The following is a 26,119-nucleotide window of genomic DNA, read 5'->3' on the forward strand; positions in this document are numbered from 1 at the left end:
TCCCTAATGTTTATACTATTATGATATCATCATGATACCAAAGAAAGCCATTCGAGTGCGATGCTCTTTTAGAGCCGCTACGCGATCGCTTAATTGTCTAACCTACGTTATGGGGAGTATCTCAATATATAGCACTACACATTAAGGTGTTTGACATTCCTAAATTCCGAAACTTAGTCATAGCTTACTTCTGACTTCTGCCTTCTGACTTCTGACTTCTGACTTCTGACTTGCGCGTAGCGCTATATCACTTCGGCTTTGTGAGCATCACGCGCCAAAAAACCAAAGCAATTAAAGATGCATAACCTAATACTGTTAACCACTCCTGCCAAGTGCCCATACCAAATAAAACTGTGTTATCCATAAATACAAAAGTATTGAATAGAAAATTTAGTTAACCATTCAGCCGTCAGCTGTCAGCCGTCAGCTGATAATAAACCCAGCGTAACGTGCTTATCGCACAAACGTAATAATTTAATAGTTCGAGATTAATCATAATTTCAAGTCTGGAGAAAAGCCCATCAAAACATAAGCTGATAGCTGATAGCTGATAGCTGATAGCTGATAGCTTACAAATTTAGCGCAATTCTCTACCGAAGGGAAATAGAGACAAGGGAATTAATTTAAAATGCTGTTGGGCAAAGGGAAGGCCAATAATTGTAATAGCTAAAATTAGCCCTGAGACCAAATGAGCAACAGCAATCTCCCAGCCAAAGGCGATCAGCCAGATAATGTTAAAAATCATATTGAGGAGGCTACCAACCTCTGACGTTTCCTCAATCGTTCTGCCAAATGGTGCCAGAGTAGCGATGCCCAGTTTGATAGCCTGTATTCCAAAGGGGATGCCAATAATAGTCAGACAAATCCCTAATCCACCGATAATATAACCGGCACCAACAACTAAACCGCCAAAGATTAACCAGATAATGTTTCCTAGAAGGCTCATGACTCTCCTTTATTAATCCCCTTGGTACTACTTAAGTATACCAGTTAATGGGGTGAAGTAGTTCGTTCTAGGTTTTAGGGAGTAGGGAGTAGGGAGTAGGGAGTAGGGAGTAGGGAGTAGGGAGTAGGGATAATAAAAATCAATGGTCTCATCCTGAAACATCAGAGCAAAAAGCTCAGAGCAACAAGTCATCCCTCAACCTCAGAGGGCTTTTGCTGTTGCTCTTCCAAAAATAGCTCTACAGCTCGATTAAACTCTTCCGGCTCTACTAAAAATGGCCAATGATTGCCAGGAACTTGACGAATAGTTAAATTTTTTAGATAAGTTTTATAAGGTTTTAGCTGCCCATCCGAGCGATTAAGACCCTTTTCTGGTACTATCAATACCGTAGGAATATCAATGATTTCCGTGAGTCCTGCTATGCGCATCACGTCTTCAAAAATCTCATTTCTGGCCTGAACCACAAATTTACTGCCCCAACTGCCATCAGGTTTAGGTTCAATGCTGGCTTTAAAGACGTTTTGCTGAAAGGGACTCCAACCCCGGTATTGTTTTAATTCTTGAGCTTGTGCTATCGCTTGCTCATAACTGACAAAGGGTCCCATAGCTTTTACAAAAGGCAACACACGGAAGAGTAGGGGAAACATAACCTTCAAAAACATCGGAATTTTGCCGATGAAAAAAGGATCGACCAAAATTAGGCTGCGCAATCGGGATGGATTTTGCTTAGCCCAAATCGGAACTAATTTACCAGCCCAGGAGTGACCGAGGATATGAGCACTAGACCATCCTAGGTGATCCATTAAGGCTTCTAAATCGGCGATGTGATCATCAAAGGTATAGCCTTGATCCGGCTTGCTACTTTCCCCATGACCGCGCAGATCTGGAGCAATGATATGATACTTTGGGGCAAGGTAATCCCCGAGGCTAGACCACACTAGGCTATGGTCTGCTAATCCATGTAAGAGTAACAAGGGAGTTTGGCCTTGGTTCCATTCTAGGTAAGACAGTTGGATGTTTGGTAAGTCTAAGGTTTGACGTATGGGCATTAAGTTTCCTCTTCCGAAGATTCTTCATCCACCATCAAAACATAATCTGCCATCTGTGCTGCTAAATGAAGAACAATTGGGCGAGAAAGTGGAGACTTGTATTGCAATGCCATCTGACGTAATTGATGGGTCACTATTGCCCAATGCTCCGGCTTATCTCCTGGTTGTATACAAGCTACTGTTAATTCAACTATTTGTGGATGTGTCCAGTTTTTTTGAGGTTCCTTAGACTTACTTGAATAATGGCTTATGTTTGACATTGTAGGATGTTTTTCACCAATGCTGAGAAATATCCGGTCATTGCTTTCGGTATAAAATAGTCCAGAGGTTGATGTAGCTAATGTTTCCAAGTCTACCAAATCATCAAACAACTTTACCTTCTGTTTGTCTGTATCATGGAGAGCATACCAGTTTGGGGTTTCTTCATCTTCACGGACTCGAACGACCCGAAGGTTTGGTATTAATTGAGGAGACTCTGCCCCGAACACTAAGCCTTCTGGAGATATTTCGCTATCTTGTAACCATTTCCAATACCTTCGTATATTTTGAGCATCGCACAATAGTAATGTATCTTTACCTCTTAATTCTTTACTTTGCAGCATTCGTCTGATAAATCGTTTAATCTCTGAAGATTTTTGTTTGTTGTCACCTGTTATCGATTTACCTAATTTATTTAGTTTAACCAACGCTTCATCGTAGGGTAACCATTTAGATAAACCATTAAAAGTGGCTTCAATGGTTTGGGAATCTGAACGCATTTTGACCATACATGGTATCAGTTGTTGTTTCCCATGAGCGCTAGTTTTACCAGTGCGGCTAACTAACCATAAAGCAACATAAGTAATTGGGTCGGGAAGTGTTACTGATGGGATAACTATCCGTGGCGGAGCTATCTGTACTCCCAAAGAGCGCAGTATATCTAAAACAGAACTTATCGCTTTCTGTACTAGTTCGTTTTGTAAGTCGTTAATTTCCTTCCGCTCTTTCTTGTTTAACTCTCTACCCTTTTCTTTTGCTCGCTTCTCATATTCATGTTTAACTTTCTCATGTTTGGGAGCAATAAATTGTGATAATCTGTCAATTTTTTCTTGAGCAAAACCTAAGCGGATAGCTGCTTTGGGGTCTATCCATTTATGCTTCCAATGGTTTTCATCATACAGTTCAACTAATACTCCGACTTTTCCAGTTATAGGCGGCATGTCCTTAATTGCTTGTGCTATTTCACCCATTCGGGTTTTGATAGCATCTTCTCGTTGTTCGGAAGTTGGTTTCTGCTCAGTCTCTGTAGATAAAGGTAAACGTTCTGCCAATTTACCTATTGGTTGGGGGCGTATAGTGACAGTCAAATCTATATCTGGGAAATTATAAGTATTTTCTGTTGATGTTGTCAATCCCAGGCAATAGCATACTGCTTTGATAAGTGCATCTAGTGTTGACTCGTGAATATACCAAATCTCAATGGTTAGCTCTTTACCAATACAGTTACGTATGGCTTCACGGAGTCTTTTAGCTTCTTTTTCATATTCTTCTATTTTTGAAATATCCATAGTCCAAGATATTCCATCTGGCTTAGGTAAGTTAAATTCATATAGTCTATCGGATTTTTTTGGCTTTATTGTAGAGTTAAGCCGGTGATAGTTTATGAGCTCCCACTTATCTTTGAAGAATAGTGCAATTTGTTCCATTAATTGACGATAGTTATTTGGGGGAAATCCTTTACCTACTTCATGTTTTGTCTTCATCCCATCTTTGTAAGTGATACAAATGTTAGGACTATCAGTAATATTTAGATATTTTACCGGATTAGCTAAAATTTTATCTGGAGTGATTTTATCTGGAGTGTCAGATCTAGAGATAATTGGATATAACAACTTAGCTAAATTATTAGCCCACTTAGCCTCTCCTTTCCATACCATCGGAGCGACTTGAAAGTATTCGGTATAGCCATAAGGATTTATTTCCTCGCCCCATTTAACTTGAGTACGAATATATACAGAACTAGCTTGTCCCCCTGATAGTAAACCAGTCTTCTCTAGACTACACCACCGACGTGTAATCATATCACATTGCAGTTGAGGATATGGCTGGAACGGAACAGTTTTTACTGTCAACCTCAAAACTATTGAGTAATAGGATTTAACTTTCTTATTGTCTGACTCCGGAGGCCAAGATATCAACTCAGCTCCTGGTCGTGTCATTGGGGAACAGCGATAAAACTGAATTGTTTTATCATCAAATTTGAACTTCAGGTCGGGTTTGCTTAGTTCCGTTGCTATAATGTCAGGTAAGAGGATAAAACTATTGCTATTTTCATTAATATTGGCGGTTCCGTTCGGAAATGTTTTCCATGATTCCATTTTTAGAGTTACCGATTCCCACTGTAAATTGTTAGATAACAGCTCCATTACGGCTTGTCGTTGCTCAACGGTTATCCCATTTTTTCGTCTGTTGGGGTTCTGATCAGGAAACTCAGTATCTAGCCAATGAGATAAAATAACTAATAATTTATTTATGGGAATTTCCCCTCGACTGTATAGCCAAAATTCCTCCCAAATTTTATCAATGTAAATTAAACCAGGGATGATTGCCCTTAGAGCAGCGTTGAGGGATGCGATCGGAATACTTACTGGTTCGTTGTAACGCCTTTCTCTTTGTGCCACAAGACTTTTGATTAAATCTTGAGCTGTTTCTGGAAACTTAAGTGCATAAAATTGTTGTGCAGGTAACTTATGTTGCTCTTTTACTCGGACAGCACCCAGGCGGATTGTGTGGTATTGAATTGCCATAACTTAAATTAGTTGTGAGAGGGTTACAGTATTAAGATGAAAAAAGATTTGTAGTGTTTGCGATCGCATTATAGAATGGGCCATAAAGTGCCTGAACTATTTGCTGATCAATCTTGTTAATTTGCTCTCCTGAGTCTTCACATGACTCTTCAAAATAGGGCTTTAGCAAATCTCGGATACCAACCAGGATGCTGCTTGAAGGGGTATCTTCTTCTTCTTCAATCTGTGCAGTTTTTTGCGCAAATTTGGCATCGCACCAAAATAATTCAGCGTTACTACCACCACGAATCAGACGACCGACCACCTGCCACAGTGAAACGGCAATATCCCAATGGATCGCCCTTAAGTTGTTTGGATCAAGGTTTTTTAGTCTTAATGGTAGGTGTAGCAAGCGCACCCATTGATCATAGGCTGTGCCTCGAAATGTAGTACCTAAATCTTCAAGATTGTCTCCTGTAGCTGTTTTATAGTTTTCAATTGCCCAACGGTTAATGGAGTGAATAGCATAGCTGATATCATCGGGACTTGGGTGGGGTAGAACCAGGAAGTAAGCTGCCCCAATTGCTGCCATGCCATTCTCATCAACAATATTGTGACCACGCTCTATCGCTTTTAGGGGTGCTATTAAAATGTCTTTGTCAGGTTGGTGAGCGAACTCAAATACTCGCCCTCGTTGTAAGGTATGATAATTTTTATTTTCTATTTCATGATTTAGGGACTCAGATTTATGATCATCTCTTGTTAAACCGATAACTCGATTTCCCCAGTTGAGATTAATTAAACATTCGTGAACTAGTTTTACCTGTTCATAGCTATTGACTACCAACAATAGTTTTCGCCCCTTAAGCTTTGTTAGTTGTCTTTCAAAATACTCTTCATTAACTAATACACTAACAATTTTATTTAAGTTATTCTGTTTTTTATATCCTGTTCCTGATACAGAAATTGGTTTATTATCGTCCTCGGCTAACGGTAAAAATGTTGACGTGATTGAAAATTCCTGATTTGTATTTGGTAATAGCACTCCGGTTACTGGTATATCAACATGGTATGCGGGGGATTTACCTGCCCAACTGGTTCCTGACATCAGTAATATGTGGGGACTTGCTATGGTGTCGCTGGGGAATAAATCATTAAAGTCTAGAAGTAACCAACGACCAACACCTGTGCAACGGAAAAATCGCAGACTTCCTAATTTTTCTTGATAAGATTTGTGGTATTGGAATGCCAACTGATTTCCCATTGGCATGGCGGGGATTATTGGGGTATAGTCGGCTGGTGGGGCTTGAAACCACATTGAATCTTCTGCTTTGAGCTTAAGGATGTCTTGTACCTGTCTCCAGTAGGTCATCATAAAATGAAGCTTTTTTTGGAGAACACAAACCAATAAGGCAAACTCTAACTTTATGGCTATTGCTTTAATCTTGTCGGAGTCTAACGTAATATTATTTTTTTTTGCTTGTGTCTCAACCCACTTACCAAGAGCTTCTTCCTTGCCACTACTTTCAATAACTTGATGAGTTAGTGTAAAAAGGGAATCATGATTGTAAGATAAATTTTTTAGATAGGGCTTAAATATATTATCCATGAAAGTGTCGGCATTTGCCATTCCAGCTAACTCAGTAGCTACTTCCCGTAAGAGCAACCAATCTGTGAAATATTTTTTGCTATTTCGCCATTGAGATAATTCCTGATACTCTCCTCCCAACATACGATAAATTTTGTCTGTTACTCGTTTAGCTTGTTGGCAAGCAGACCACCAATGATCAACAATTTCTTTAATCAGGGGTTGAGAATTTTGACGTCCTAGTTCAGCTTCAACCTTGTGTGAAATGGTATCTAACCAAGCATCCCTTTTTGGTCGGCGTAATGTTTGGTCAGGGCTAAAGGCTTTATCTAAATAAGCTTGAAATTGGTCTACTTCATCGATAATGACTAAGTCGCTACGCCTCCAAACTAACTCATAATACAGTAAACTTTCTCGGTTTATCTGTTGTGGGACTCGGCTGTAAATTAAACTTCCTGGTGTACCAATCCAAATGGAAGCGGTTACTAAGTCACGTTCTTTTTGATGATAAGAGCATGCACTATAAACAGGACAAGCTGCTTTGACTTGGGATGAAGTTGACTGTTTCCCATCTGCTTGATTATTTTCTAGATCTGTGGATGCTACTTGATTAGTAAGTTCTAGATCCATGCACGGTTGTTCTCCTATGTCAAAGGGTTTTGACATTTCCGGTTTAACCTCTGAACTCAATAAGCAAGTGTTACTGAGCCATTTAAAAGCAGGATGGTCTTGATTGAATGGTTCGTCAGGATTGTTATTATAAACAGCTTGATGCAATCGCTCAATATGACTCTTTCGGTTGGAATTACCTAAAATTGGAGCGACATCGGTAATTCCTACATCAGCAAAAGTCTTCACCAATTCAAATATTTGGAGGACATCTGCTACTATTAAGGTAATATGTAGTTTTTTTCTAGTTGCCCATACAGCTAGGACTTTCATTAAGTTAGATTTGCCTGATGATACCATCCCGACTAGATGCATCATTCGGTTTATCGTAAGGGATTCCACTGGAACTAAACAATCGTCATCACCAAATACCTGTAGCTTGGCGTTTTTTATCCGTTCTTTCCACTGTGTTTTAAGTTCCCGCTTCTTACTTTGTCTATCCATCCATGCTGCGGTTTTTTCCAACTCTTTCCAAGTTACAGTTATAGCTTCCCGTTGGGACTTACCAGTTAACTCATGAGCCCTTGGTGCAGATTTTACCAGTGTATCAGGTATTTCAAGTGTTTCTATGATTCCATGGACTTTACAGTTATATTGTTTGCCAGCTTCAGCCCATTTGAGTTTACCTCTTTCTAAGAATGGGATAGGAGATAGTAAGGTCTTCTCATATACCTCCTCGTCAAATCTAAAATTTGCAGTGGTTAGATTAATGTTTCGTTCAAACTCGTCTAGAGATTCAGACAGTTCATAGCCTCGTTGGTCTACTGGCAGAGAACGATAATACTTAAGTGCGTCTAACCACAGCTCTTTTCCTAGGTAATTTTTTAGCAAATGACGCCCAGAGGCATACATGTTATGCTGGGACTCATCCCAGTTTTCAAGTTCTGGGGTACAGAAAGGATAACCGGTTAGCAATACCCAAAGACTAGTTGCAGGGGCATTGGGAAGTAGAGAGTTTAATAAATATAGTCCCAATTCTACATCACATAATTTTTTGTCTAATCCTGCTTTGATTAGTTTATTTCGCCAGTTAGTTGTATTTCTCATTGTTGGCAAATTTTTAGTTTTTCTTCAACAGCGTTCATAAACTCTGCTTCAAACATTACTTGAGACTTGTTGATGTTTAATTTAACTGGACAATGATTGATAAATTCTTGAATATACTCGTCTCCGTATTCTCTAATTTCATCAGGAAATACAAAAAATGCTTGATTGTATGGCTCTTCAGAAAGTTTAGGGATAGGCTCCTTAAGATTCTTGGCTAAGTTATAGGCCGATTCCCAAAACTTAACATCAACTGCCCAGACGGTCTGATCAGGAAAGACAATATGCAGGTCATATTTATCACGTTCAGGATAGAGTTTAACCTCTAGCTCTAACTTTTTAATTTCCTCTTCTAGTCTTATTTCTGGACATCCGGGACGGTGAATAAAATATCGCAGCCCTTTTTTTAGCCATAAAACTTGGTCATTGCTATCGAACTTAAACGGGATTGATTCTTTATTTTGTTTAGCGCAATGTTTATTCTCACACTTTAATTGATTGTCTTTGGTACGATGCATTAATCCGCGACAGTGACCACAGCAATAAAATTTTCCTTCTTTTTTATACGATGGTGGAGCTTCTTCATAGCAATTTCCTAAGACTTGTTGCAATGGCTTAAGTTCGAGCACTCGTTTAACATCTAAATCTCCTTTTGTGATTACAGGATTGGTGACCAGGAAACGGCGAAACGCTACATATAAGTTTGGGTCTAGTGCTGATTTATTCCGAACTTCGTTGATCACTTCATTTTGAATTTGGTCAGCTTCGTTGATATATGACCCGTCTAACTCAATGCAAAATCCGCTAGGCTGTTGGTCTTCTATAAATCGAACTTGCTTCCAGTCTTCTGGGCAGTTAATTTTAATAGTCCAATCCTTGATAGCAAGCTGCGCCCAGTTAGTGACAAAGTCTGGAACCCCTTGAGGTTGGGTTTTATTTTGCTTCACACAAAAAGCTTGTAACTTTTCTACTCCCAGCTGCAGATCGGATGGATAAGGGTCAGATCTCGACTTTTCCTGCGGCGCGTACTGGACTATTCCCTTTGCTATCTGGCGTAGAATCGCTTCTTCAGGGCTCGGTTCTTGATCTGCTGTCTGTTTTTTTGAGCTGGCCTTTGTCTTGCGCTTAGGCTTAGCCCCTGGTACGTAGGAGTTGATATCGAATCTCCTCTGGCCGGATGGTGTCCTGATTGCCTGAATCTTGCCTGCAGCTTCCCACCGCCTCAAGGAGTCTATACTCACTCCTAACCGTCGTGCTGCTTCTTTGGGACTTATATACTCGGTAATGGCTTTTTCCTCAACTCTTGTTTTCTATACTAGCAAAACTAAATAGGTTTTCCTATGCAATCCTATGAAAAAAAAAGACATAATTACCGAGGCTAGACTAAACTAGGGCATGATCCCCTAAGCCATGTCAGAGTAACAAGGGGGTGTAGCCTCGGTTCTCTTCTAGGTAAGACAGTTGGATGTCTGGTCAGGGTAAGGTTTGACCGTAAGCAGTCAGCCGTCAGCAGTCAGCCGTCAGCCGTCAGCCTTTAGCTGGCTGATAGCTTATTACTGATATCTGATTAATTAGATTTTATTAAATTAAGCTAATTAATTATATATAATGAGTTCTAAATGATAGCTGATTGCTGATAGCTAATAGCTGAATGCTTACCTTAGAATAAAAATTCCTGGTACATGTCTACCTTCAGTTAAGTGATCTGCTAAGTGTACAGGCATTGACTTGCGGTTATTGGTTACCAATACGAAGTCATATTCCTCACACCAGCATAGAATTTCTGGGTCTTGTGTACCTTTTGGTGGAGTGGCTGGATCTCCAACAGCTCTGACAACTAAATCAGGTGCTTGCCGACGTAGTTGAATCTGATAGACTGGATTTACATTTTCATCCAGCAGATAATTCAGACTCATAGGCTTTATTCTTCGCTTCTTGTTCTGCTTTTAATTTTCGTAATCGAACTATACCTGGAGGAGGGTTTAGTTCTTGAGCTTTTTGTTGCTGATGACTCCATTCGAGCCAGTCATAAATATATTGGCTGACAACTTCTTTGTTGTTTAAGTAGTAAAGAATTGTGGCATAAACTTGTTCCAAGGTAATGGTGTAAAAACAGTTAAGAATTTCTTCTGGAGTACGATTCCGATAAATGTACTCATACAGCACATTTTCAATGCCCACTCGCGTTCCTTTGATGCGAATATCATCAGAAGCAATAAAATCAAAATAGTCTTCTATTTTCATCAGTTCAATAATTGATAATTGATAATTTTAAAAGGACTGTTAAATCAAATTACCCTCAAAGCACTGACAGGGTCCGCAATCGATTCAGAGCTGCTGCTAATTCCAAGCGGCGGAATTGGACTAAATCCCCTTCAGGAAAGAAAGTTAGTACATCCAATCCTTCTTCTTCAATATCTTTCATCACCAGAGCTAAAATTTCGGATAGGGTCAACCGTTCATCGATATACTTTTCTTTAGCATAAACAAGAGCCCTGGAAATTGCTCTTAACTGACCTACTTCTACAATTTGCTCAACAGCAGATAAATCAATATTTTCTGCACCAAACCCTACTTCATCTACATCTCGGACTTTCAATTTGACGGCTTTGCGTCCACGACTTGGGTCAATCCCATCGGCTAATGGTACTCGTGGGGTAATAGTGCCAAAGTGTTTCCCGCCTTCAGCGGTGCGTTCGGTAAAGTATTTTTCGGCAATTAACTGAGCCTTTTCGGTGACATCCTGGGGTTGGAAGTTGTCCATGGCAATGACGGTATCGGCTACATCAAAGTAATCTCCACTGCCTCCCATGACTAATATAGTAGAGACACCATACTCGGTATAGAGCTGTTTGACTTTATCAATAAATGGTGTAATGGGTTCTTTATCTTTAGCAATCAGCTCCTGCATACGGCGATCGCGAATCATAAAGTTAGTTGCTGCTGTGTCTTCGTCTACCAACAGTAACTTGGTACCGGCCTCAAGTGCTTCGATAATATTTGCGGCCTGGGAGGTGCTACCACTAGCATTGGTGGTGGAAAATTTTTCAGTGGAGCGACCGTGAGGTAATTGATTAATAAATGGGGAAATATCTACACCGGAAATCCCCCGACCATCTTCAGCCCGAATCTTGACAGCGGTGGGATTGGTGACTACTAATTCCCGTCCATCTCCAGGAATATGATTGTAAACTCCTAATTCAATGGCTTTGAGCATTGTGGATTTGCCATGATAGCCACCTCCTACAATCAAGGTGATCCCTTCTGGGATTCCCATACCGGTAATTAATCCTCGATTGGGACAAGTGAATGCTACTTCAAGTGTCTTGGGAGATTGAAATGCGATCGCATCCTCTTGCAATGGTTTGTCATCCACCCCACTCGAGCGTGGCAAAATGGCACCGTTAGGAATAAAGGCAACTAATTCATGACTTGCCAGCTGTTGACGCAACCAATCGGCATCTTCCACTGTTTCTACATGATGCTTAATGGCAGCTGGATCGAGGACTTCATACTTGATGGATTGCTCTATAATATCAGGGATATCTTGGCATAGCATTTCTGCGGCCTGACGCCCAGAAATCCGACGACCACGAGCTGGTAATCCTACCACAAACCGGATTTCTACCCCTTCATCACTCACCAAAGCGGAGGTGCGCTCCAGTACTGATTGTCCGACACGGGTAATGGCAATCAAGCCACTATTCCCGGTACCCCGCCGACAGCTCATTTCCCCAGCTACCCAATCAAATGAGCGAGTTAGATAATCCTCTAGGGCAATGGCTCGGCTGTCAGTGCGATACAGCTCACTGGGGAAACCAGCCACTGACTGGGGTAAGTACACGCGCACTTGGCTAGGAGAGGCAAAGGGGTCTCCCTGAACCCTGTCAATGACTAGAGTGAAATCTGGAAACTGATAGCTGCCCTTGATATCTCTGTAGGATTTGTAGCTGCGATCATCGAGTTGTAGGAGTAAAGACTCCAATTGATTGCTAGTGGCCATAATTGCAAGCATAAAATTGCTTGTTAATTGTCAATGGTTACTACCGACTTGTCAATTAACAAGGGATTCATGACTGTTGACTGTTTAGGTAAGCATTTAGCCGTCAGCTGTCAGCCGTCAGCCGTCAGCTTATTAGACTTCGGGGCAGTTGTCGGGAACAGGGAACAGCGGATCACCGGAACAGTGGACAAGAATTGACGTAAACATTATCAGAAAAATACTTTTGCAAGAGGTTTAATGTGAGTTACGTTTGCATGATAGCTGACCGCTGACCGCTGACCGCTGACCGCTGACCGCTTACGTTTACTAACTTGACTGCTCGGAGAGATTTACTAGACTTAATTCTTGCAGTGATTTTTCCAGAGCAGCAGTTTCCCAATAAAGCTTTATTGCTCCATGAAAGTTAGGATTTACTGTAATATCATCTATAGTATAGACATTAACAAATCCGAATTGAATTGCTTTGATTACAGCCTTTCGGGGAATCAATTCAACATATTTTTTCAAGTAACCAGCACTGAGATTCAGCGATACATCAATGCGATGATAATTCCCCACATTCACAAACCCAAACATCTTAATATCAATTTCAGATTGTTCATGGAAAACTGCTTGTTGTAGGGTTAAAGCACCAGCTTCAATAAGTTCTTCCATTTGACCGGCGTCTGCCAAGTTTTGTCTAAATAATCCCAGCAGCTTCCCTAATGTAGCCTCATCTTGATCCTTAAGTACTACTTCTAAGTCTATGCCCAGCTTCTCTTCATTTACAGAGTTTTTGATCAATGCGATCGCACCTTCTCTGAACCCCTGAGCTTGTGGTGGAGGATTCTGGTTTAACCCCTGAGCTTGTGGTGGAGGATTCTGGTTGAACAGTAAGCCTTGTTGATCACTGCTTTGCTCACTTCTATCATATCTATCAATTAAGCCAAACTTAAGTAATAGTTTGTCAATACCTAAAATTTGCTTTTGGGCAGCTTGCCATAGCACTGTTCTGAGGTTAGTCCTAAATTCCCCGATCGGATTTAATAACCACCAAGCTTTACGAGAAAGAGACTTTTTAGAGAGATGATTCCCCTTATTCCATTGATTTTTAAGCTCCTGATCGGTCAGGTAACGGGACTGAAACGGTAAGGAAGAGTCAGGAATAGAGATTAGTAGTTTCCCGGCCTCATAGGTTAAGCCAGGGGTAAAAATTTTATCTATTTTAATTTCAATCTCATGGAGTTGGAAGATACTGGTGGGTTGACCGAGGATGCTTATTTGAAAATATTGGAGAAATTCCCCTACTGCCTCCATTTGTTGTAAGGCTAATTTTTTTACTGACTTAAAGGGAATATTTTTACCGATTTTGACAGATATCTTGTAAACCTGATCCAATGGGATAATGTTGCTAATCGGAATTTTTCGACGTTGCAAGCAGTCTATTACTTCCCGGTCATGGTGTTTAAAAATATTGGCAGCATTCTCCTGAAAAAAAAATCGATATTCTTCGTTGTTTGCTGTTATAGTGCGGTTAGGAGTCATATCAAACCCTGGTGCCTTAACGACTTGTTAATTGAAAATTTACGATTGAGACTGGTGAATTGAGACTTGTTAATTTAAATTTGACCAACCCCGAAGACTAATAAGTATTACACCCGACAATATCTTACCTATTACAAGTGATATTATAGTTGATAATTTTATAATTGATAATTTTTGGTTCACGGTTGACAGTTGACGGTAATATACACGTAAGCTATCAGCTATCAGCTATCAGCTATCAGCTAATGCACTACTTGAGTGGCCATTGGCCTGTGGCGACGCTACACCGAACAGCTTTTGAATAAAATAAGCTGACGGCTGACGGCTGACGGCTGACGGCTGAATGCTTACATATACACTCAACTGTGAACAAAAAAGAGTTGCATCAAGACATGGTGATGGTTAAATGGGTATGGGCTTAAAACTGGACACTGAGCATCAACTGGCAATTGAAAGCCACGCAGAGAGCACCTATCCTGAAGAGTGCTGCGGTTTACTATTGGGTAAGCACCGGGGTGAGGTGAAAACGCTGGTTGAGGTATTACCCACACCGAACAACTGGGATGCTGAAGCGGCTGATGCCTATCCTACGGTTGAGGGCAAACATCAGGGAGATTATAGCAGACAGCGCCGATTCAGCATTGCTCCTGAGGTGCTAATGCGGGCACAAAAAGACGCACGCGATCGCAATCTCGATATAATCGGGATCTATCACTCTCATCCGGATCACCCAGCGGTACCTTCAGAATTTGATCGTGCGATCGCTTGGCAGCAATACTCGTATATTATTGTTGCTGTTGAGGAAGGTAAAGCCTGTGACTTCAGAAGTTGGAGCCTGGATGAACACCACCAGTTCCAGCCAGAAGAAACTATCATGATCAAAGGTTAAGTGCTGAGTCTTACCGCTTCAAACCCAACATGCCATGTTAAATCCCAATCTAGATGAAATCCAATTAAGTAAAGACGAATACGAACGTTACTCCCGACACCTGATTTTGCCCGAAGTTGGGTTAGATGGACAAAAACGCCTCAAAGCTGCCAGTGTCCTATGTATAGGTAGTGGTGGATTAGGTTCACCCCTATTGCTGTATCTTGCTGCTGCTGGAATTGGAAACTTAGGTCTAGTCGATTTCGATGTTGTAGATAGTTCTAACCTCCAACGTCAGGTAATTCACGGGACTTCGTGGGTAGGTAAACCCAAAATTCAGTCGGCCAAAGAGCGGATTCTAGAAATCAACCCTCACTGTCAGGTAGACCTCTACGAAACCCTGCTGAATTCCGAGAATGCCTTGGAAATCATGGCACCCTATGACATTATCGTCGATGGTACAGATAACTTTCCCACCCGTTACCTAGTCAATGATGCCTGTGTGCTTCTGAATAAGCCAAACGTCTATGGTTCTATTTTCCGGTTTGAGGGACAGGCGACAGTGTTTAATTACGAAGGTGGTCCCAACTACCGCGACTTGTTCCCTGAGCCCCCACCACCAGGAATGGTACCTTCCTGTGCAGAAGGAGGGGTTTTGGGCATTTTGCCAGGAATTATTGGGGTGATCCAAGCAACGGAAACGGTCAAAATTATTTTAGGCAAGGGCGATACCCTCAGTGGACGTTTGTTGCTGTACAACTCTTTAAATATGACTTTCCGGGAATTGAAACTGGGACTCAATCCAGAACGACCGGTCATTGAGAAGTTGATTGACTATCAACAATTCTGTGGCATTCCCCAAGCTAAAGAAGAGGAAGCCAAACGCCAGATGGATATCAAAGAGATGAATGTCCAGGAGCTCAAGGAACTCATGGATAGTGGTGCGGATGATTTTGTTTTGATTGATGTCCGCAATCCCCATGAGTATGATATTGCTAAGATTTCTGGCTCAGTTCTAGTGCCATTACCGGAGATTGAACAGGGTTCTGGTGTAGCAAAAGTCAAGGAACTGGTTAATGGTCATCGCTTGATTGCCCATTGTAAGAAGGGAGGTCGCTCAGCTAAAGCATTGGGAATTTTGAAAGAGGCTGGTATTGAAGGGATTAATGTCAAAGGAGGTATTACTGCCTGGAGTCAGGAAATTGATTCATCAGTACCGCAATATTAACAAGGGAAGTATGGTTTAGGACATAGTTTTTGGTTTCAAGGGAACAGGGAACAGGGAACAGGGAACAGAAATATGTCTTAACCTTTACAAAGTATAGTTCAGCACTGATCTCAAAGTTGCTCCCTGCTCCCTACTCCCTGCTCCCTACTCCCTAAAACCCAGGAATTTATACCTTAGCCCATTGAAAAGTGCTATCAATGCTCGATACGAGTACCCAAAACCTTGAGGAATTCTGCTAGCCACCGGGGATGAGCAGGCCAAGCGGGAGCTGTGACTAAATTACCGTCTACTACTGCTTCATCTACTGGGATGTCAGCATAGGTTCCACCAGCACGGGTAACATCGGGACTACAGGCTGGATAAGCGGAACATTTTTTACCCTGAAGTACATCTGCTGCTGCCAACAATTGAGCACCATGACAAATTGCTGCGATTGGTTTGTTCGCTTGGGCAAAGTGCTGCACGATTTTGATCACATCTTGATTGAGGCGGATGTATTCTGGTGCTCGCCCCCCTGGAATCACTAGGGCATCATAATCTTCAGGATTGATCCCATCAAAGGTGGCATTGAGGGTAAAGTTGTGACCAGGCTTCTCAGTGTAAGTCTGGTCTCCTTCAAAGTCATGAACCGCTGTACGAACAATGTCCCCAGCTTTTTTGTCAGGACAGACAGCATCAACGGTATGTCCTACCATCTGCAACCCTTGGAAGGGGACCATCACTTCGTAGTCTTCTACAAAGTCACCTACGAGCATTAAGATTTGCTTTCCTGCCATGTTATCACTCCTGTGGTTTGAATCGGAATAGCTCTTGAGCAATCCTAATCTATCAAGCTTCTGAGGTTGTTCGCGTAGCGTGGCCGAAAGGCCAAGGTTGTCTGTCAGAATGCAGAATGAAGAATGAAGAATGAAGAATGAAGAATGCAGAATGAAGAATGAAGAATGAAGAATGAAGAATGAAGAATGAAGAATGAAGAATTCTAAATTCTAAATTCTTAATTCTTAATTCTAAATTCTTAATTCAAAAATTGGGATTTAGTGCTCCAACCAAACCGCTAAATCCGTTGCGGTCTTAAAATTCAACAACGCTTCACTCAATTCCTCCAATCGAGTAATCGATAATCCCTCAATCTGTTGTTGGAGCACAGGGTCAAGTAAACCTAACCTCAGGGTTAGCAAACGCATCACAATTAATACCGCTTCCTCCTGCTTTCCTCGGTCGAGTCCCTGCTGGAGTCCCTGCTGGAGTCCCTGCTGGAGTCCCTGCTGGAGTCCCTGCTGGAGTCCCTTTTGGACTCCCTTTTGGATAATATCTTGATAGGTGACTGATTCTTCCATAATTTCCTCTGATAATAATCGACGGACTAAATCTTTATCAAACCGTAAACCAGCCAATACATCCACACAGGCGGCTAGATTTCCCCGTAATGGTTTTTCTTCAATTTTATCCACTTCGGCAACCACTTGCTCTAACAACCGATTAGGGCTATTACTCCTAGCTAGAGTTGCCAAGGGTAACAGCGCTCGATTGGCTAACAGTGGTTGAGGGTCTTGCTCCCACAAGCGAATTACTCGATAACGATGCCAGGTGTTAGTATCCCTAAACTCGTTAGTAAATACCAGATCTGAGGTCGTAGACTTGAGGAAAATCACGACCTGGTCAATGGGACATCGGTATTTACGTTGTAGTCTGACCCAATAGTCCAACATCCGAAATGGTAATGGTGGCTCGGATGGGGGTAGGGTTTGAAATTCTAGGTGCAGAATTTGGTTAGTGCTTTGCAGTAGACTCAGAGCATCAGCTTGAATTGGTTCAGCACTTAATTCGGTGTCTTGATGCAGTCGCTCATGGGGGAAACCCCCAAGACCGCGCTGCATCGCTTTTAAGTACCTGAATATCGCGAGGTTCTTCACCCAATAGCCAATGAAAAAACTCCGATGGGTATTCGTTACGGTCGATGCCTGGTATTACCCAGGGCACCTCCGCTTCAGAACTGGGCGTGCAACTTTCATCGCACCCAGCTCCTGAGTATCCTCAACCTTTCGGTTTACCTTTCGGTTTGCTCCAATGGATTTCTTGGTGGCAGCTTTGGTGTACAGCTAATAAGTTCTTTTGCTTCCAATTGTCGTGGTTTCCATCTACATGATGAAGGTGTACAGATTCGTCGCTTAGGAACTTGTGTCCACAGTGTCCACAGGAATGGTTCTGCTTTTTCAAAGCTTTTGCTGTAAGGTTGTCATATAGTACTGAATTCCTTTGACTCCAGTATATTAAGTCTCCGTCATATGGAGACTTAGTTCCTTTGACATTTACGTGCTGGTTTTGTTCATACCCCACGACTGGGAATCCCTTTTCGCATAGTTTCTTAGCTTTGTACCGACTTACTTTCTTTTCCTTTCGGAATTTTCGGTGAGCGGTGTTGCTCATAAACCATAGAGAATCTCGTGAGCTGCTCATGTCGCAACTTTTGTGGTAATTCCTCCACCCTCTCACGATAGGTGCTAGCTTTTTTGCTTTTACTTCAGCGCCATAATTCGAGCTGTTGACTACGGCTTTGATTTTCTTACGTATGTTCCGGTGATTTTCCTCTGAGGGAGTGCATCGGAATTTACCGTTTTTCTGGACGCGGAATCTCCACCCCAGGAGACGAAACCTTAGAATAAAGAAGCCTTAATTAATAATTTTTAACCCTTTTTTGCATAGTCTGTCCCCTGTAAAGGCTTCTTTATTCTTACGGTAACTTCATAGGAAGTCAAACCCGTCTGTCGTTTTGGTTAACTTGGTCTTCTCAAGATTTACTTCCAGACCGCGTTGGGAAAGGAAACTTTTAACTTTTTCTAACACCTTTTCAGCGTTGTCTTTTGGCTTTAGTATAATAATCATGTCGTCTGCATATCTGATGCTTCTGACACCTTTATTTACCTCTTCTATTCCATCTAGTGCGATATTGGCGCTTTTGTGGACTGACCACACCTCCTTGGGGCGTGCCTTGCTCTGGGAATTCCAGATTGATGCCTGCTTTTAGACATCTGAATATCCCCATCTTCAGACCCGCAGGGGCTAGCAATCTATCCATAATGGAGCTGTGGGATATGCGGTCAAAACACTTCTTGATGTCTAGTTCAATTACTCTTTTGTTGATGCCGTTCTTGTTTGAGCATAGGTTTAAAAACAGAATTTTTTGTGCGTCTTGGGCACATCTGCCAGTCCTAAACCCGTAGCTGAAGGCACTGAACGTCGCTTCATGGGCGGGTTCTAGAGCGTATTTTGCTAGACACTGCCATGCTCTATCAGCGATTGTAGGCACTTTTAGCACTCTTATTTTCCCATTCTTTTTAGGGATTGGGATTTCACGAAGTCGATTATGTTTCCAGTCGTGGCCGTAATCGTTCAATGCTTGAGCCAGTTCCATTCGCTGTCTGTAATTGAGACTTGACCGGCCATCAATTCCAGGGGTACGTTTACCCTGATTGAGCTGTGTCACTTGACGGACAGCCAGTAGTTGTGCTGAGCGGGACTTCAGAATCAGTTTTTGTAAAGACCGTGCTTTCCTCAAGTCACCATCTCGAACTGCTTTATACACTCTCCTCTGTAGGCGGAAAAGATTCCGGCGGAGTTGTTTCCACTTTTGGCTTTTCCATAGGTCACTATATCTATTTGACATGTGTCTACCCGTGCTCTCCATTAGTTTTGTGTACTCTGGATACCCGCCATCAGTTTTACGATGGCATCCTACCCGACAGTGGGGATTAAGTTTGGCATAACTTACCGGGGTTCGACTACGTCCGGGACCCATTTTTGCTGTCGTTTTTACTTGTTCCGTCTATCAGATTGTTTTGACGATTTAGGGCAGTCCGGAGATGAAACCTTAGAATAGTGGAGCCTTACTACAAAATTTTTAACCCTTTTTCCCATAACCCTCTAACTATAAAGGCTCCACTATTCTTGCGGTAACTTCTAACCAGTTTGCCTATCCTCTTCTCGGAGATTACGACTGTCGCAAAAAAAACGCCGTGAGAATAGAAAGGATAAAGTCGCACATTTTTGTTCAGATTGTGGCTTTACTTTCAGACACTTTTCTAGGACTTGTTTACCCTTGTCGTCTCCCCATTAGCGGCAGTGTGGCTAATCTGTTTTACCTCTGATTCCGCCCTGTTGCCAGCTTCACTCCATAAGTTGCCGCTTATTCGGTGTGGCCAAGGTAGGGAGTCACTTATCTCCTAAAGGGGTGGGTTTTCACCACCATCCGAAAGACAGTTAGAATTCGGGATTGTCCCGCGAATTCCCCTAGTTATACCCCTCCTTTTTCAGGAGGCTCCTCCTAGGAACAAGCCGCACTTCTGCTAAGTATTTACAGATATTATCGTAGGCCAAGGCAAATTGTTCAAACTTAACACTATCTCAGACAGTCTAGTGAATCCCAGTTAAAAAATTGATCGCACCCGGATCTTGTTTATGGAGTCAAGCTATGATAGTAGCTGTGATTTTAGTTAGAGTTCTGTTGGAGCCAGTTGAGTAAGTCTTCACTGGTCTGAAAATCCCAGATGGCTTCTGATAAACGGTCTAGCTCTTGATTCGTCAAAGCTTCGATTAATGCCATGATATTACTGGTTAGTTTGCCAAAACGGCGCTCAAGCTGTCGCAATATTACCCTTCTTTCCCCTTGTACTCGTCCCTGTATTATTCCCTGTTCTATTCCCTGTATTATTCCCTGTTCTATTCCCTGTATTATTCCCTGTTCTATTCCTTCCCGTTGAGCTAGACTCAATGCACCTCGTGTGTCCTCCAAGACCATCTCCTGCTTGCGGAGTTTTTCCAATTCTGACACACTCAAGCCCGCTTGATTGGCTATAGTTAAGGCTTTTTCTAGCTGTGGGATTTCCCTGAGATTGTCAGGAATAATTTCTAAGCTGGGCGCTTCTTTGATAAAATATATCCACTTATCTATCACACTTTCTAACTCTTCCAGCTGTTTAGTGAATTTCGGTAGTTCCACAAACACCATCTTTAATTCATTTTCCTGATAAGCCAATCGCTCTTCTTTTTCTTGAAAGCAAAAACAGCTAATTACTTTCTGTGTTGATGGGAACAGTTGAAAATCGGTGATGGTTAAAGCAATGACTGGATTTAGATCGAAATATCCCTGTCCCGACTTTAGTTGATTCCCATAGGTTTTGCACAAGTTATACACCACTCGCTTCTCGAAAGCCTCTACATTCCAGATTTGCATTTCAATCAGCACAGTTGTTCGATCCTCTAATACTGCCTTAACATCCAGATAAGTGTCTTTTAACTCCACTACATCCCCGGCACTATAGGGGTCAAGGATTTCTAAATCCTGGATTACCGACTCCCCAGAGTAGATCATGGCATTGAGAAAGGAAATCAGAATATCCTTACTTTGATCTGAGCCAAAGATTTTCTTGAAAGCAAAGTCAGTTTTGGGACTAATGAATCTCATGGTGTTAGCAGTTTACGAGGTAGAGTGGTTAGTCAGCGATGCAGCGCGGTCTTGGGGGTTTCACCCATGACCGCGCTGGATCAAGACAATGTCTTTCCTAGGGAATCTCACGGACATCCTTTCAGTAATCATCCTAGCAAAATCCGTTGATATTCTGGTGTATCACCCGTTAGCATTTCTCTAAGCTTAAAAGGAATCAACGGAACAAAAGCAGGATGGTTCTTCAAAAGACTAGTAATAATAGTAGCAATAAAACTAATAGTAATCAATCCAGTAATCATCAATGGGATGATGTTCGTGCAGCGTTGAAACGATTCTGGGGTTACGAGGATTTTCGACCTCCCCAAGGTGAAATTATTCGGATGATTTTAGAACAACGGGATGCTTTAATTGTTTTGCCTACTGGTGGTGGTAAGTCGATTTGTTTTCAACTACCAGCTTTACTACAAACTGGATTAACATTAGTGATTTCTCCACTGGTAGCATTGATGGAAAATCAGGTGCAGGAATTGCGCGATCGCAAATTACCTGCTGCTCTGTTACATAGTGAATTACCTAGCTACCAACGGCAACAAACCCTTCAAGCTCTAGAAAAGCAACAACTGCGATTGCTCTACTTATCCCCAGAAACCCTACTCAGTGCAGCAGTGTGGAAACGGTTGTGTCAGCCACAGCTTCAGATTAATGGATTGATTTTAGATGAAGCCCATTGTTTGGTTCAATGGGGTGATACCTTTAGACCCGCTTATCGCCGTTTGGGAGCAGTAAGACCAGCACTGCTCAAGTGTAAGCCCAAGGGAACAAAAATTGCGATCGCATCCTTTACTGCTACCGCTGACCCCAAGGCTCAACAAACCATCCGCAAAGTCTTGCAACTGCAACAACCCCAAACATTTTTAATTAGCCCCTATCGAGACAATCTTAACCTCCACGTCCAAACCGTCTGGACTCCCAAAGGACGCGAAACACGAGTATTGACCTATATTAAAGCCAGACCTAAACAAGCTGGTTTAGTCTATGTCCGTTCCCGAAAAGATAGTGAAGTGTTAGCGCAATGGTTTACTTCCTTGGGGTATTCCACCGCAGCTTACCACGCTGGCTTGGGTGCTCAGGAACGTCGGAAAATTGAAGCCAGTTGGATTAGTGGTCAGACCCAATTTGTGGTATGTACCTGTGCCTTTGGCATGGGGATTAATAAGCCAGATGTACGCTGGGTCGTGCATTTCCAAGCACCTTTACTTTTATCGGAATATATTCAGGAAGTAGGTCGTGGGGGAAGGGATGGTAAACCAGCAGATGCTTTGACCTTAGTCAGTGAACCAACGGGATGGTTAAATCCAGAGGATAAGCAACGACAAGAGTTTTTTGCCCATCAAATGCGATCGCAATACCAACAAGCTCAACAGTTAGCAAAGCAATTACCAGCCCAGGGAGAAGTAGCCAAAGTAGCCAAAGAATTTCCCAATGGTGCCATAGCCTTAGCACTCCTGGATAGTGCTGGTCAACTAGAATGGATTGATCCATTCCATTACCGGCAACACCGGTCTAGAAAATCTTCCTCCCTGGCACAGGTTAGTAATATCCAACAGCAAGCCCAGTCTCAGATGAATCAATACCTGAAAACTCGCCAGTGTCGTTGGCAATTTTTACTAAAAGCATTTGGTTTTACTCAAGAAGCGGTTGGTTTTAAATGCGATCGCTGTGATAATTGTTTATCCCATTGATTAATTGGATGAGGTACCTCCTCTTGGGTTTTAGGGAGTAGGGAGTAGGGAGTAGGGAGTAGGGCAAGAGAGGGAAGGGTGGGGAGATGGGGAGATGGGGAGATGGGGAGATGGGGAGTAATGGTGCTTGTTTTAGCTGTCCGGCAAAATTCATCCCACACCTATGCTGCGCATTAGGTGTGGGATGAATTTTGCACAGGGTATGCATGGAATTGCTATAATATATGTACTGGTAAACAAAGCCGAACGCGCCCCGCGTGGCCTACGGCCTTAAATGCTGGTTTGTCAGCAAAACACTCTTAAAAAAAAGACCAAGAAAACAGAGCGGCAGCGATGCAGCGCGGTCTTGGGGGTTTCCCCCACTCGCTATTGCATCAAGAGAGGGCAGTCCGTTCTTAAAGCCCAGCGCCTCCTAAGGGATGCCCGGATTGGCGCTTGTTGCCTACACTGAACTCGTTCGCGGAGCGGCTCTGTAAGAGCAGAGTCAGTGTAGGAGCTGTCACGCTACCTTAAAATAAGCTGTCGCGCATTTAAACGACCTTGTCTTGATGCAAAGCGCGAGTGGGGGAAACCACGGCAGTCGCTGGGGGAACGGCAGTCGCTCATGGGGGAGACCCCCAAGACCGCGCTGCCTCCCCTGTTCCCTTGCTGCCTCCCCTGTTCCCTTGCTGCATCGCTTGATTAAATCAGGAAAAAAAACTGAAACTCTTTTCCCTACTGCCTGCTGCCTGCTGCTTTCTGCCTTGCTTTTGGTCATGGTTATTATGGTTCACTAGTGAAGTCCATGTAAGCACGAAACAGCTGGGTTAATCATGGCGCAACTCCACTCTAATGATCAAAACTTTAATTCAAAAAGAGACAATCTTGTTGTCGTTGGCTTAAACCGCTGGCAATGGCTTGCAACTGTTTTTGAGAGTAGTTTATTCTCTCAAAGGTTGTGATCGGTCGTCTAGAGGTGTAGGCGAAAGTAATTGAGTATCGGTCTGATGCAGTAGGTGGTTTCAGACGGTGGAAAATGTTGCGTGTGTCAGTAAAAATTACTGTGCCGTAGGGTCCTGTGCAAGGGTTACTGGTAAATTTAGACGCAACCCTTGCCATGTATTTATCTGAGACTAAACCAGAACAGTAATAATTGTAGTTCAGGGCTTCAGCTAATGATGAGGTTAAATGTCTGGGAATATATTCAAAAGGGCCACCATCTAACCCCACATCATTCAAGTAGATAATGATTTTAAGAATGCGATAGTCTTCTGCATCTACGTGCCATTGCCTGACATTTACTGGTTTACCATCGGCAATATTCCTTTGAAAGATTAGACCAGCCAAGAACCCTGGAACACCAAGGTAATTTTCTACAATATCAAGCAATCGTTCGTTAAGTCCCCACTTAAAAATTTGTGGGTAATTAATTAGCTCGTTGCGATAGGTTATACAAGACTCAATTTTCGGTATGGGCAATGCCCGTAATTTGGCTACGATATCCTCCGCACTATCTCTCAGTTCATTAGAGGAAATTGCTAACTCTTCTAAAGAAGTAATAAACGTTCCTTCTCTCTTTAGAGAATTGAACAATGGTAAATCTACTGGTGCTAGGCTAGGTAGGAAATTAGAATGGTTTTCTAGTCTGATTAGATAGTTGCCATAGGATAACTTATGGAGTATCGGTATTCGGAAAAACTCTCTTTTAATTTTTCCCGGTATACGTTTGGTATTCATGGCCAAATAATTACAGCTAAAAATCATGAAATTCCTAAGGTATTTATTTCATACCTCCTATTACGGCGGTTTGCATAACTATCAGGTACACATTGTTTCTCCTCTTCCCACTTCCGACTTCCCTCTTCCCTGCTCCGTTCGCGTAGCGTGGCCTACGGCCTCAGTCCCTGCTCCCTACAAACCCAAAACTTTGTACCTAACTGAAGTGCAAACCGCTGTATTACTAGCATACCAGCCTCAACTGTATACGTTTATATACAATAATACTGCTTTAATAAATCAATATTTTTAATTCATTTTTATGTAAATTTTTTCTATAGCAATGGTAGTAATATTTTGCGGATTTAAATTGGATATTATTCAGTTATAAAAAAAACGTCACCCCCTCAGCAAACAGTCTCTAAAAAACCTTCTACCCGCTGCAAAACTTTCTCCAACAAATCAGGATAATCAGCATCAAACCATTCAATGTCAGGATAAGCCTTAAACCAAGTGCGTTGACGTTTAGCAAATTGGCGAGTGTGGACAACAGTTAACTCTCTGGCCTGCTCAAGGGATAAGTTACCAGCAAGATAATCTTTAAATTCCCGATATCCCAACGTATCAAGTAACGGTAAATTCCATCCATACTTCTGAGCAATAGTTTCCACCTCAGCCACAAATCCTGCTGCTAACATTTGGTCAGTACGCTGAGCAATCCGCTGGGTAATAGTTTCAGAATCCCGACATTCCAAGCCAATCTGGAGAATTGGATAATTAGGAGGATTCTCTCCCTGCTGCTGTGATATCGGAATTCCAGTTACATAAAATACTTCCAATGCTCGCAATGTCCGCACTTGGTCATTGGGATGAATCTTCTGAGCAGCAACAGGGTCAATCTGTTGAAGGAAGTTATAGAGCTGAGCTTGACCAAGAGCAGCTAGTTGCGATCGCAAATCTTCCTGAGGCGCAACCCGAGGAATTTTTAACCCCCGCACTACCGATTTGATATATAAACCAGTACCACCAACCAGGAAAAGAGGTTTATTGTTTAAGTCAGCCTGATCTACCCGGTCTTCCCTGTGTTTGCTAGCTATGATTGCCTGGGCTTGCTGTTGATAATCAGCTACAGTTAAGGTTTCTGTTGGGTCACAGATATCAATCAGATAATGGGGTACCTGCTGTTGTTGAGTCAGTGTCGGCTTAGCCGTTCCAATATCAAATTCTCGGTAAACCTGACGAGAATCAGCATTAAGAATTATTGAACTAACCCGGTGTGCTAATGCTATCCCTAGACTCGACTTACCTGTGGCTGTAGCACCGCAAATTACTATGACTGGTGAGTGCTCAGTGTTGAGTTTTGAGTTTTGAGGGGAGGGCTGTTTCATCTTCGATTGTGGCATTTGGGACTAACTCGACCACTGACCCACTGCCAGGTGATAACCTATATAGTGAATCCCCTATAGAAATAATCTATGAAAGTGGGCTGTGGTCGCCTATAAGGCTTTTGTGTTAGAATTTTAGGGTGTTTTATCATTTTTGATGAATCATAGCC

25 protein-coding genes and 2 pseudogenes are annotated in these 26,119 nt (G+C 42.3%); 6 read left to right on the top strand and 21 right to left on the bottom strand.

Annotated elements, in window-relative coordinates; translation table 11 throughout:
* Positions 1-577: 577 nt before the first annotated feature.
* The 9 genes from F6J90_RS11760 to F6J90_RS11800 form a co-directional block, all read right to left on the bottom strand.
* A complete protein-coding gene (locus F6J90_RS11760; protein ID WP_293093231.1) occupies positions 578-946 on the bottom strand; it encodes a YccF domain-containing protein in 369 nt (122 codons plus the stop codon).
* Positions 947-973: 27 nt separating this feature from the next.
* Complete coding sequence (locus F6J90_RS11765) at positions 974-1,138, bottom strand: hypothetical protein (RefSeq protein ID WP_293093234.1); 165 nt, start codon at positions 1,136-1,138, stop codon at positions 974-976.
* Entirely contained in the window at positions 1,135-1,995 is an 861-nt protein-coding gene (locus F6J90_RS11770) for an alpha/beta hydrolase (RefSeq protein WP_293093236.1), read from the bottom strand. Before F6J90_RS11770 ends, F6J90_RS11765 begins: the two co-directional genes overlap by 4 nt.
* Positions 1,995-4,781 (bottom strand): DUF3962 domain-containing protein, encoded by a 2,787-nt coding sequence (locus tag F6J90_RS11775; RefSeq protein WP_293093239.1) that lies wholly within the window; start codon positions 4,779-4,781, stop codon positions 1,995-1,997. Before F6J90_RS11775 ends, F6J90_RS11770 begins: the two co-directional genes overlap by 1 nt.
* 31 nt (positions 4,782-4,812) lie before the next feature.
* On the bottom strand, positions 4,813-8,064 hold the full coding sequence (locus F6J90_RS11780; protein WP_293093242.1) for a hypothetical protein: 3,252 nt from the start codon (positions 8,062-8,064) through the stop codon (positions 4,813-4,815).
* Positions 8,061-9,347 carry a MerR family DNA-binding transcriptional regulator gene (locus F6J90_RS11785; RefSeq protein ID WP_366513761.1) on the bottom strand — a complete coding sequence of 429 codons (1,287 nt, stop codon included), beginning with the start codon at positions 9,345-9,347 and terminating at the stop codon, positions 8,061-8,063. The genes F6J90_RS11780 and F6J90_RS11785 overlap by 4 nt, the downstream gene beginning before the upstream one ends.
* A gap of 369 nt (positions 9,348-9,716) precedes the next feature.
* Positions 9,717-9,977, bottom strand: a complete 261-nt coding sequence (locus F6J90_RS11790) for a DUF5615 family PIN-like protein (RefSeq protein WP_293093245.1) — start codon at positions 9,975-9,977, stop codon at positions 9,717-9,719.
* Positions 9,952-10,305, bottom strand: a complete 354-nt coding sequence (locus F6J90_RS11795) for a DUF433 domain-containing protein (RefSeq protein ID WP_293093248.1) — start codon at positions 10,303-10,305, stop codon at positions 9,952-9,954. Before F6J90_RS11795 ends, F6J90_RS11790 begins: the two co-directional genes overlap by 26 nt.
* Positions 10,306-10,360: 55 nt before the next feature.
* Positions 10,361-12,064 carry an ABC-ATPase domain-containing protein gene (locus F6J90_RS11800; RefSeq protein WP_293093251.1) on the bottom strand — a complete coding sequence of 568 codons (1,704 nt, stop codon included), beginning with the start codon at positions 12,062-12,064 and terminating at the stop codon, positions 10,361-10,363.
* A gap of 69 nt (positions 12,065-12,133) precedes the next feature.
* Between F6J90_RS11800 and F6J90_RS11805 the strand changes: the two genes are divergently transcribed.
* A complete protein-coding gene (locus tag F6J90_RS11805) occupies positions 12,134-12,262 on the top strand; it encodes a hypothetical protein (protein WP_293093254.1) in 129 nt (42 codons plus the stop codon).
* Positions 12,263-12,370: 108 nt separating this feature from the next.
* Here the strand turns inward: F6J90_RS11805 and F6J90_RS11810 are convergent, their stop codons facing one another.
* Positions 12,371-13,588 (bottom strand): hypothetical protein, encoded by a 1,218-nt coding sequence (locus F6J90_RS11810; protein WP_293093257.1) that lies wholly within the window; start codon positions 13,586-13,588, stop codon positions 12,371-12,373.
* A gap of 231 nt (positions 13,589-13,819) precedes the next feature.
* The gene (locus F6J90_RS11815) at positions 13,820-13,951 is read right to left on the bottom strand and encodes a hypothetical protein (RefSeq protein ID WP_293093260.1); all 132 of its coding nucleotides are present in this window, start codon (positions 13,949-13,951) and stop codon (positions 13,820-13,822) included.
* Between the two features lie 43 nt (positions 13,952-13,994).
* On the opposite strand from F6J90_RS11815, the gene F6J90_RS11820 reads away from it, so the two are divergent.
* From F6J90_RS11820 to F6J90_RS11830, 3 genes are read left to right on the top strand one after another with little or no spacing between them, the layout of a single operon-like run.
* Positions 13,995-14,477, top strand: coding sequence for a M67 family metallopeptidase (locus F6J90_RS11820; protein WP_366513744.1), 483 nt, complete (start codon positions 13,995-13,997; stop codon positions 14,475-14,477).
* 34 nt (positions 14,478-14,511) lie between these two features.
* Positions 14,512-15,684 carry a molybdopterin-synthase adenylyltransferase MoeB gene (gene moeB, locus F6J90_RS11825; RefSeq protein WP_293093265.1) on the top strand — a complete coding sequence of 391 codons (1,173 nt, stop codon included), beginning with the start codon at positions 14,512-14,514 and terminating at the stop codon, positions 15,682-15,684.
* Between the two features lie 29 nt (positions 15,685-15,713).
* Positions 15,714-15,839: a hypothetical protein gene (locus F6J90_RS11830; RefSeq protein ID WP_293093268.1), complete on the top strand. Its 126-nt coding sequence runs from the start codon at positions 15,714-15,716 to the stop codon at positions 15,837-15,839.
* A 39-nt stretch (positions 15,840-15,878) separates the two neighbouring features.
* Here F6J90_RS11830 and F6J90_RS11835 read toward each other — a convergent pair whose 3' ends face one another.
* The 7 genes and pseudogenes from F6J90_RS11835 to F6J90_RS11855 all read right to left on the bottom strand — a co-directional run bounded on the left by F6J90_RS11835 (position 15,879) and on the right by F6J90_RS11855 (position 21,145).
* Positions 15,879-16,460: a DJ-1/PfpI family protein gene (locus tag F6J90_RS11835; protein WP_293093270.1), complete on the bottom strand. Its 582-nt coding sequence runs from the start codon at positions 16,458-16,460 to the stop codon at positions 15,879-15,881.
* A gap of 258 nt (positions 16,461-16,718) precedes the next feature.
* Positions 16,719-17,664, bottom strand: a pseudogene (locus F6J90_RS11840) (DUF4351 domain-containing protein).
* Positions 17,665-17,718: 54 nt separating this feature from the next.
* Positions 17,719-18,111, bottom strand: a complete 393-nt coding sequence (locus F6J90_RS43555) for an HNH endonuclease (protein ID WP_366513745.1) — start codon at positions 18,109-18,111, stop codon at positions 17,719-17,721.
* Positions 18,112-18,123: 12 nt separating this feature from the next.
* Positions 18,124-18,345 (bottom strand): annotated as a pseudogene (locus F6J90_RS43560) (group II intron maturase-specific domain-containing protein); the annotation flags it as partial.
* Positions 18,346-18,426: 81 nt separating this feature from the next.
* Entirely contained in the window at positions 18,427-18,657 is a 231-nt protein-coding gene (locus F6J90_RS43565; RefSeq protein ID WP_366513746.1) for a reverse transcriptase domain-containing protein, read from the bottom strand.
* A complete protein-coding gene (locus F6J90_RS11850) occupies positions 18,599-19,348 on the bottom strand; it encodes a reverse transcriptase N-terminal domain-containing protein (protein WP_366513747.1) in 750 nt (249 codons plus the stop codon). The genes F6J90_RS43565 and F6J90_RS11850 overlap by 59 nt, the downstream gene beginning before the upstream one ends.
* A gap of 822 nt (positions 19,349-20,170) precedes the next feature.
* A complete protein-coding gene (locus F6J90_RS11855) occupies positions 20,171-21,145 on the bottom strand; it encodes an Rpn family recombination-promoting nuclease/putative transposase (protein ID WP_293093273.1) in 975 nt (324 codons plus the stop codon).
* 215 nt (positions 21,146-21,360) lie between these two features.
* On the opposite strand from F6J90_RS11855, the gene F6J90_RS11860 reads away from it, so the two are divergent.
* Positions 21,361-22,869 (top strand): ATP-dependent DNA helicase RecQ, encoded by a 1,509-nt coding sequence (locus F6J90_RS11860; protein ID WP_293093275.1) that lies wholly within the window; start codon positions 21,361-21,363, stop codon positions 22,867-22,869.
* Here F6J90_RS11860 and F6J90_RS11865 read toward each other — a convergent pair.
* Together F6J90_RS11865 and F6J90_RS11870 are read right to left on the bottom strand one after the other, a co-directional pair.
* Complete coding sequence (locus F6J90_RS11865; protein WP_293093278.1) at positions 22,832-23,023, bottom strand: hypothetical protein; 192 nt, start codon at positions 23,021-23,023, stop codon at positions 22,832-22,834. The genes F6J90_RS11860 and F6J90_RS11865 overlap by 38 nt on opposite strands.
* A gap of 689 nt (positions 23,024-23,712) precedes the next feature.
* On the bottom strand, positions 23,713-24,585 hold the full coding sequence (locus tag F6J90_RS11870) for a hypothetical protein (protein ID WP_293093281.1): 873 nt from the start codon (positions 24,583-24,585) through the stop codon (positions 23,713-23,715).
* Between the two features lie 25 nt (positions 24,586-24,610).
* On the opposite strand from F6J90_RS11870, the gene F6J90_RS11875 reads away from it, so the two are divergent.
* Positions 24,611-24,877: a hypothetical protein gene (locus F6J90_RS11875; RefSeq protein ID WP_293093284.1), complete on the top strand. Its 267-nt coding sequence runs from the start codon at positions 24,611-24,613 to the stop codon at positions 24,875-24,877.
* A gap of 94 nt (positions 24,878-24,971) precedes the next feature.
* On the opposite strand, the gene miaA is transcribed toward F6J90_RS11875, so the two are convergent.
* Positions 24,972-25,952, bottom strand: coding sequence for a tRNA (adenosine(37)-N6)-dimethylallyltransferase MiaA (gene miaA, locus F6J90_RS11880; RefSeq protein ID WP_293093287.1), 981 nt, complete (start codon positions 25,950-25,952; stop codon positions 24,972-24,974).
* Positions 25,953-26,119 lie beyond the last annotated feature (167 nt).

It is taken from the genome of Moorena sp. SIOASIH (assembly GCF_010671925.1).
Lineage (GTDB): Bacteria > Cyanobacteriota > Cyanobacteriia > Cyanobacteriales > Coleofasciculaceae > Moorena.

Coding starts and splice junctions, on each gene's coding strand:
- F6J90_RS11865 (WP_293093278.1), bottom strand. CDS start 23,023: ATGAATTTTGCCGGACAGCTAAAACAAGCACCATTACTCCCCATCTCC.
- F6J90_RS11805 (WP_293093254.1), top strand. CDS start 12,134: ATGACTGTTGACTGTTTAGGTAAGCATTTAGCCGTCAGCTGTCAGCCG.
- F6J90_RS11775 (WP_293093239.1), bottom strand. CDS start 4,781: ATGGCAATTCAATACCACACAATCCGCCTGGGTGCTGTCCGAGTAAAA.
- F6J90_RS11765 (WP_293093234.1), bottom strand. CDS start 1,138: ATGACTTGTTGCTCTGAGCTTTTTGCTCTGATGTTTCAGGATGAGACC.
- F6J90_RS43555 (WP_366513745.1), bottom strand. CDS start 18,111: ATGAGCAACACCGCTCACCGAAAATTCCGAAAGGAAAAGAAAGTAAGT.
- F6J90_RS11860 (WP_293093275.1), top strand. CDS start 21,361: ATGGTTCTTCAAAAGACTAGTAATAATAGTAGCAATAAAACTAATAGT.
- F6J90_RS11850 (WP_366513747.1), bottom strand. CDS start 19,348: ATGTCAAATAGATATAGTGACCTATGGAAAAGCCAAAAGTGGAAACAA.
- F6J90_RS11835 (WP_293093270.1), bottom strand. CDS start 16,460: ATGGCAGGAAAGCAAATCTTAATGCTCGTAGGTGACTTTGTAGAAGAC.
- F6J90_RS11875 (WP_293093284.1), top strand. CDS start 24,611: ATGAAATTCCTAAGGTATTTATTTCATACCTCCTATTACGGCGGTTTG.
- F6J90_RS11795 (WP_293093248.1), bottom strand. CDS start 10,305: ATGAAAATAGAAGACTATTTTGATTTTATTGCTTCTGATGATATTCGC.
- F6J90_RS11790 (WP_293093245.1), bottom strand. CDS start 9,977: ATGAGTCTGAATTATCTGCTGGATGAAAATGTAAATCCAGTCTATCAG.
- F6J90_RS11800 (WP_293093251.1), bottom strand. CDS start 12,064: ATGGCCACTAGCAATCAATTGGAGTCTTTACTCCTACAACTCGATGAT.
- F6J90_RS11810 (WP_293093257.1), bottom strand. CDS start 13,588: ATGACTCCTAACCGCACTATAACAGCAAACAACGAAGAATATCGATTT.
- F6J90_RS11780 (WP_293093242.1), bottom strand. CDS start 8,064: ATGAGAAATACAACTAACTGGCGAAATAAACTAATCAAAGCAGGATTA.
- miaA (WP_293093287.1), bottom strand. CDS start 25,952: ATGAAACAGCCCTCCCCTCAAAACTCAAAACTCAACACTGAGCACTCA.
- F6J90_RS11820 (WP_366513744.1), top strand. CDS start 13,995: ATGGGTATGGGCTTAAAACTGGACACTGAGCATCAACTGGCAATTGAA.
- F6J90_RS11855 (WP_293093273.1), bottom strand. CDS start 21,145: ATGAGATTCATTAGTCCCAAAACTGACTTTGCTTTCAAGAAAATCTTT.
- F6J90_RS11760 (WP_293093231.1), bottom strand. CDS start 946: ATGAGCCTTCTAGGAAACATTATCTGGTTAATCTTTGGCGGTTTAGTT.
- F6J90_RS11770 (WP_293093236.1), bottom strand. CDS start 1,995: ATGCCCATACGTCAAACCTTAGACTTACCAAACATCCAACTGTCTTAC.
- moeB (WP_293093265.1), top strand. CDS start 14,512: ATGTTAAATCCCAATCTAGATGAAATCCAATTAAGTAAAGACGAATAC.
- F6J90_RS11870 (WP_293093281.1), bottom strand. CDS start 24,585: ATGAATACCAAACGTATACCGGGAAAAATTAAAAGAGAGTTTTTCCGA.